This is a genomic window from Lentzea sp. NPDC060358, assembly GCF_042725365.1.
In the GTDB taxonomy this organism is placed as follows: domain Bacteria; phylum Actinomycetota; class Actinomycetes; order Mycobacteriales; family Pseudonocardiaceae; genus Lentzea.
On sequence record NZ_JBHXCW010000348.1, the window covers coordinates 1 to 6,354 of the forward strand.

Consider the following 6,354-nt stretch of genomic DNA (forward strand, 5'->3'; position numbering starts at 1 on the left):
GCGCTGGGAAGCGCCGCCCGTTTCGTTCGTTCTCAAAAAATCGCGAGTTCCGGCTGAACTCGCCGTCCCGCCCGAGGCGGGACGGACGACTCAGTGGCCGTGCCCGTGACCGTGGCCGTGACCGGCGGCGGCCGAAGCGAGCTCTTCCGCCTTCTTCTCGACGACGGCGGACTCGGTCGTGAGCACCATGCGCGCGATCGAGGCGGCGTTGGCCACAGCCGAACGCGTGACCTTGACCGGGTCGATGATGCCCTGCTCCAGCAGGTCGCCGTACTCGAGCGAGGCGGCGTTGATGCCGAAGCCCCAGTCGCCCTCGCGGACCTTGTTCACCACGACCGCGCCCTCGAGGCCCGAGTTCGAAGCGATCCAGAACAGCGGCGCGGCCAGCGCCTTCGCGACCAGCGCGACGCCCGTGGCCTCGTCACCGGTCAGGTCCAGGCCGCCGTCCAGCACCTTGGAGGCGTGGACCAGCGCGGAACCGCCGCCGGGGACGATGCCCTCCTCGACCGCGGCCTTGGTGGCGGCGACCGCGTCCTCGATGCGGTGCTTGCGCTCCTTGAGCTCGGTCTCGGTGGCGGCGCCGACCTTGATCACGGCGATGCCGCCGGAGAGCTTCGCGAGGCGCTCCTGGAGCTTCTCGCGGTCCCAGTCGGAGTCCGTGGCCTCGATCTCGCGGCGCAACTGCTCCGCGCGGCCGGCGATGTCGGCCTTGGTGCCACCGCCGTCCACGATCGTGGTGTCGTCCTTGGTCACGACGACGCGGCGGGCGGAGCCCAGCTGCTCGAGCGTGGTCTCGGACAGCTTCAGGCCGATCTCCGAGGAGATCACCTCGCCGCCGGTGACGACCGCGAGGTCGTCCAGGAACGCCTTGCGGCGGTCACCGAAGAACGGCGCCTTCACGGCGACGACCTTCAGGGTCTTGCGGACGGCGTTGACCACCAGCGTGGACAGGGCCTCGCCCTCGACGTCCTCGGCGACGATCAGCAGCGGCTTGCCGGACTCCGCGACCTTCTCGAGGATCGGGAGGACGTCGGCCAGCGCCGAGATCTTCTCGCGGTGCAGCAGGATGCGGACGTCTTCGTAGACGGCCTCCTGCGCCTCGAGGTCGGTCGAGAAGTGCGTCGACACGTAGCCCTTGTCGAACTGCACGCCCTCGGTGATCGCGAGCTCGGTCGCGAGCGTGGAGGACTCCTCGACGGTGATGACACCGTCCTCGCCGACGCGCTCGATGGCCTCGCCGAGCAGCGCGCCGATCGACTCGTCGCGCGAGGAGACCGTGCCGACCTGCGCGATGTTCTCGCGGCCCTTGACCGGGGTGGCCTTGCCCTTGAGCGAGTCCACGACGGCGTCGGCGGCGGCCTGGATGCCCCGGCCGAGCGCGGTCGGGTTCGCGCCCGCGGCGATGTTGCGCAGGCCTTCCTTGACCAGCGCCTGCGCCAGCACGGTGGCGGTGGTGGTGCCGTCACCCGCGACGTCGTTGGTCTTGGTGGCGACCGACTTGGCGAGCTGCGCGCCGAGGTTCTCGAACGCGTCGTCCAGCTCGATCTCGCGGGCGATCGTCACACCGTCGTTGGTGACCGTCGGGCCACCGAACTTCTTGTCGAGCACGACGTGGCGCCCGCGCGGGCCAAGGGTGACCTTGACCGCGTCGGCGAGCTTGTTGACGCCGCGCTCGAGGGCCCGACGAGCGTCCTCGTCGAAGCTGATCTGCTTGGGCATTGCCTGGAAGCCTCTCTGGGTAGCGAAACGCCCCGGTAGCCCCGGGTGGGGCGCCGGGGCGTCATTCGTGACAGCCGCAGTCGACTAGTTGACGACGGCCAGCACGTCGCGGGCGGAGAGGATCAAGTACTCCTCGCCGTTGTACTTGACCTCGGTGCCGCCGTACTTCGAGTAGATGACGACGTCGCCGACAGCGACGTCCAGCGGGACGCGGTTGCCCTTGTCGTCGATGCGGCCGGGGCCCACCGCGAGGACCTTGCCCTCCTGGGGCTTCTCCTTCGCGGTGTCCGGGATCACGAGGCCGGAGGCAGTGGTCGTCTCGGCCTCCGAGGCCTGAACGACGATCTTGTCCTCGAGCGGCTTGATGTTCACGCTCACCGGGATGACCTCCACGGGTCGTTGGCAGGTTCGAATTAACGGCTCCTGCCACCCCGCCGTCGCGGGGGTCGGGGCGGTGCTGGTGCCGTGCAGTTGGCACTCTACCCACGAGAGTGCCAAGCCTTCAACGAGCCCCCCGAACCGATCACACTCCGGGAGCCGTATTCAGGGCATGTCCCCGTTGACGCGCCGGACCCTGCTGCTCGCGGGCGTGGCCGGAGTCACAGCGTTCTCCGCCTCCGCATCGGCCCGGCCGAGCGACCCTTTCACACTCGGTGTGGCCTCGGGCGACCCGGCACCCGACGGAGTGGTCCTGTGGACACGGCTGGCCGTCGACCCGCTCGCCGAGGACGGCCTGGGCGGCATGCCGGCCCGCCCGGTCGAGGTCGAGTGGCAGGTCGCCCACGACGAACGATTCACCCGAATCGCGCAACGGGGCTCCACCACCGCGCGACCGGAGGAGGGCCACACCGTCCACGTCGAGCTCGCCGGGCTCGACCCCGGCCGCGAGTACTTCTACCGCTTCCGGGCCGGCACCCACCTGTCCCGGACCGGCCGCACCCGCACCACGCCCGAGCCGGGCGCGGTGCAGGTGCCGCTGACGATGGCCTTCGCGTCGTGCGCGCAGTACGAGCACGGCTACTTCACGGCCTACCGCAGGCTCGCGGAGGACGAGCCCGACCTGGTGCTGCACCTCGGCGACTACACCTACGAGTACGAGAGCGGCATCCACGTGGCGCCGAACGGCAACGTCCGCCACGTCGAGGGCCCGACCACCACGACGCTCGGCCAGTACCGCCGACGGCAGGCCCAGTACAAGACCGACCCGGACCTGCAGGCCGCGCACGCGGTGGCGCCGTGGGCGGTGATCTGGGACGACCACGAGATCGACAACAACTGGGCGGGCCTGCTGCCCGACAAGCCGCAGCCGAACTTCCCCGCACGCCGTGCCGCGGCGATGCAGGCGTACTACGAGAACATGCCCTTGCGCAGGTCGTCGCGGCTGTACCGGCGGATCGCGTGGGGCTCGCTCGCCACGTTCCACCTGCTCGACACCCGCCAGTACCGCACCGACCAGGCCTGCGGCGACGGGCTGCAGCTCTGCCCGGAACGGCTCGCGCCGGAGCGCACGATGCTCGGCGCGGCGCAGGAGGAGTGGCTGTTCGACGGGTTCCGGAACTCGCGGGCGCGCTGGGACGTGCTCGGCCAGCAGGTGTTCTTCTCGCAGTACGACTACATCCCCGGCGAGGTCGACAAGTTCCTGCTGGACGCCTGGGACGGCTACGTCGCCGACCGCGACCGGGTGGTTGCGGGGTTCGCGGACGTGCGCAACCCGGTCGTGCTGACGGGTGACGTGCACGCGGCGTGGGGCGCGGAGGTCAAGGAGCGCTGGGACGACCCGTCGTCGCGGACCCTGGCCACCGAGCTGGTCACCACGTCGATCACGGCCGGGGGCGACGGGTCGGAGGAGTACGCCGAGACCGCGTCGTGGCTGCGGGAGAACCCGCACGTGAAGTACTTCAACAACCGGCGCGGGTACGCGGTGAGCAGGTTCACGCCCGGCGAACTGCGCACGGACTTCCGCGGGGTCGACTACGTGGCGAGGCCCGGAGCGCCGGTGAGGACGAAGGCCACCTTCGCCGTCGAGGACGGGCGCCCCGGACTCCACCGGCTCTAGAGGATCTGGACCTGGTTGACCGGCAGGCCCGGCACGGTCGAGAGGTCCATCGCCGACGGCTTGGCGCCCGCCGCGACCAGGTGGGCGCCCAGCGCCGCGATCATCGCGCCGTTGTCCGTGCACAGCCGGGGTCGCGGCACGCGCAGCTCGATGCCCGCCTCGGCGCAGCGCTCGGCGGCCAGGCCGCTCAGGCGCGAGTTGGCCGCGACACCACCGGAGATGACGAGCGTGCCGACGTCGAGGTCCTTCGCGGCGCGGACGGCCTTGGCGGTCAGCACGTCGGCGACGGCCTCCTGGAACGACGCGGCGACGTCGGCCAGCGGGATCTCCTCGCCAGCCTGCTCGGCGCGTTCGACCCAGCGGGCGACCGAGGTCTTCAGGCCGGAGAACGAGAAGTCGTACTTCGCGTCGCGCGGGCCCGTGAGGCCGCGCGGGAACGCGATCGCGCAACCGTTGCCCTGCTTCGCGAGCCTGTCGATGGGCGGGCCGCCGGGGTAGGGCAGGTCGAGCAGCCGCGCGACCTTGTCGTAGGCCTCGCCCGCCGCGTCGTCCACGGTGGAACCGATCTCGGTGATCGAGTTCGCCAGGCCGCCCTCGATCAGCAGCAGCTGCGAGTGGCCGCCGGAGACCAGCAGCGCGAGGCAGCGCTGCGGCAACGGACCGTGCTGCAGCGTGTCGGCGGCGACGTGGCCCGCGAGGTGGTTCACGCCGTAGAGCGGCTTGCCGAGCGCGGCCGCGTACGCCTTCGCGGCGGACACGCCGACCAGCAGCGCACCGGCGAGACCCGGTCCCGCGGTGACCGCGATCGAGTGAATCTGCGAGAGCTCCACGCCGGACGTGTCGAGCGCGCGGCGCAGGGTCGGGACCAGGGCTTCGAGGTGCGCGCGGGAGGCGACCTCCGGCACGACGCCGCCGAAGCGGGCGTGCTCCTCGACGCTGGAGGCGACCTCGTCGGCGAGCAGTTCGAGCGAGCCGTCCTGGCCGAGGCGGACGATGCCGAAGCCCGTCTCGTCGCACGAGCTCTCGATGCCGAGGATCAGGCGATCAGACACTTTGCGCAGGCCTTCCCATCGTGTACGCGTCGGCACCCGACGGCTGGTAGTAGCGGCGGCGCAGGCCGAGGTGCTCGAAGCCGTGCGCCAGGTACATCGCGATCGCGGGCTCGTTGTCCGTGCGGACCTCGAGGAAGACCGGGACGCGGATCTCGTCGACGCGCTCCAGCAACGTGCGCAGCAGCCTCTTGCCGACGCCCCTGCCCTGCCAGTGCCCGATGACGGCGATCGTGTGGACGCTCGCCTCGTACGGGCTCGCGGCGAGCCCGGCGTAGCCGATGAGCTCGCCGTCCGCGTACGCGCCGAGGTAGTAGTGGCCGTTGTCGAGCTCGCTGTGGAACGCCTTCTCGCTCCACGGGTCCTCACCGGGGAACAGCGCCAGCTCGATCTCGCGGCACCTGGGCACGTCGGCGTGCTGCAGGGGCCCGATCGTGACGGTGCCGGTGGTCATGCCCTGGTCACCCGCTTGCGCCCGGTGGGCTCGACGGCGTCGGGCCGGCGCAGGTAGAGCGGGGTGAGCGCGGCGGGACGGGCCTGCGCGAGCACCTCGGCGGCCGCGGCGGCGACCAGGCCCTCCGGGCTCGGGTGCTTCGCGTCGAGGAGCTCGAGCCCCAGCACGTCGGCGTAGATCTCGGCACCCTCACCGGTCGCCTGCTGCACGCCCATCGACGGCAGCTTCCCGGCGAGGTCCTGCGGACGCTCGACGTGCGGGCCGTCCGTGCGGCGACCGGCGGCGTCGTAGGCTGCCCAGTAGACCTCCTTGCGCCGCGCGTCGGTCGCGACGAGCAACGGGTGGCCGGTCGCGGCGTCGCGGGCGATCGCGTCGGTCGTGGCGACCGGGTAGACCGGGCGGTTGAGCGCCTGGCCGAGCGCGGCGGCGGTGGCGAGGCCGACCCGCAGGCCGGTGAACGGGCCGGGGCCCGCGCCCACGACGATCGCGTCGAGGTCGGCGAAGGTCCTGCCGGCTTCCTCGAGGGCGGCGCTGATGTGCGGGGTGAGCAGCTCGCCGTGCGCCTTGGCGTTGAGCGTCACCCGCTTCGCGAGCAGGCGCGGCGGGGAGTCGGGCTCGAGTTCGACCACACCGGCGGTGACTGCGGGGGTGGCCGTGTCGACGGCGAGCACTAGCACGGTTGTCCAGGGTAGTACCAGGCCGCGCAGGTCAGCCGCTGGCCCGGACGGTTCCGGCGGGCGAAGCGCCGGAACCCACCGGTCCTGGGAGGACAGTCGTGGGGGGGGGCGGGGGGGGCGGGGGGGGGCCCTGGGGGGGGGTGGGGGGCGCTGCCGGGGGGCGGGGGGGCGGCGGCCGGGGCGGTTCGGGGGAGGCGGTGTCGCCGGCCTTGCCGCTGGCCGCGTTGACCTCGTCGGTCTGGTTGACCTCGTGCTCGTACGCTTCTTCCCTGCCTCGCTCGTGTGCGTGCTGGTTGTCGCGCTGGCGGGCACGTACGGCTCGCCAGCGGGCCACCACGCCCAGCACGAACACCGTCAGCACCAGCAGCACCATCAGTTCGCCGATGAACAGGCCCCAGA

General features: G+C 71.8%; 6 protein-coding genes. 1 reads left to right on the top strand and 5 read right to left on the bottom strand.

Annotated elements, in window-relative coordinates; genetic code table 11:
• Nucleotides 1-90: 90 nt before the first annotated feature.
• The gene (gene groL / locus ACFWGZ_RS38575) at nt 91-1,719 is read right to left on the bottom strand and encodes a chaperonin GroEL (protein ID WP_382456542.1); all 1,629 of its coding nucleotides are present in this window, start codon (nt 1,717-1,719) and stop codon (nt 91-93) included.
• An 84-nt stretch (nt 1,720-1,803) separates the two neighbouring features.
• Nucleotides 1,804-2,097 carry a co-chaperone GroES gene (groES, locus tag ACFWGZ_RS38580; protein ID WP_030478362.1) on the bottom strand — a complete coding sequence of 98 codons (294 nt, stop codon included), beginning with the start codon at nt 2,095-2,097 and terminating at the stop codon, nt 1,804-1,806.
• 172 nt (nt 2,098-2,269) lie between these two features.
• Between groES and ACFWGZ_RS38585 the strand changes: the two genes are divergently transcribed.
• Entirely contained in the window at nt 2,270-3,775 is a 1,506-nt protein-coding gene (locus ACFWGZ_RS38585) for an alkaline phosphatase D family protein (protein ID WP_382456543.1), read from the top strand.
• On the opposite strand, the gene tsaD is transcribed toward ACFWGZ_RS38585, so the two are convergent.
• From tsaD to tsaB, 3 genes are read right to left on the bottom strand one after another with little or no spacing between them, the layout of a single operon-like run.
• Complete coding sequence (gene tsaD / locus ACFWGZ_RS38590; protein ID WP_382456544.1) at nt 3,772-4,827, bottom strand: tRNA (adenosine(37)-N6)-threonylcarbamoyltransferase complex transferase subunit TsaD; 1,056 nt, start codon at nt 4,825-4,827, stop codon at nt 3,772-3,774. The genes ACFWGZ_RS38585 and tsaD overlap by 4 nt on opposite strands.
• The gene (gene rimI / locus ACFWGZ_RS38595) at nt 4,820-5,278 is read right to left on the bottom strand and encodes a ribosomal protein S18-alanine N-acetyltransferase (RefSeq protein ID WP_382456545.1); all 459 of its coding nucleotides are present in this window, start codon (nt 5,276-5,278) and stop codon (nt 4,820-4,822) included. Before rimI ends, tsaD begins: the two co-directional genes overlap by 8 nt.
• A complete protein-coding gene (gene tsaB / locus ACFWGZ_RS38600) occupies nt 5,275-5,955 on the bottom strand; it encodes a tRNA (adenosine(37)-N6)-threonylcarbamoyltransferase complex dimerization subunit type 1 TsaB (protein WP_382456546.1) in 681 nt (226 codons plus the stop codon). Before tsaB ends, rimI begins: the two co-directional genes overlap by 4 nt.
• Nucleotides 5,956-6,354: the final 399 nt, after the last annotated feature.

Bases quoted from the DNA above. Each gene is read 5' to 3' on its own strand.
- groL (WP_382456542.1), bottom strand. From the start codon at position 1,719: ATGCCCAAGCAGATCAGCTTCGACGAGGACGCTCGTCGGGCCCTCGAG.
- ACFWGZ_RS38585 (WP_382456543.1), top strand. From the start codon at position 2,270: ATGTCCCCGTTGACGCGCCGGACCCTGCTGCTCGCGGGCGTGGCCGGA.
- rimI (WP_382456545.1), bottom strand. From the start codon at position 5,278: ATGACCACCGGCACCGTCACGATCGGGCCCCTGCAGCACGCCGACGTG.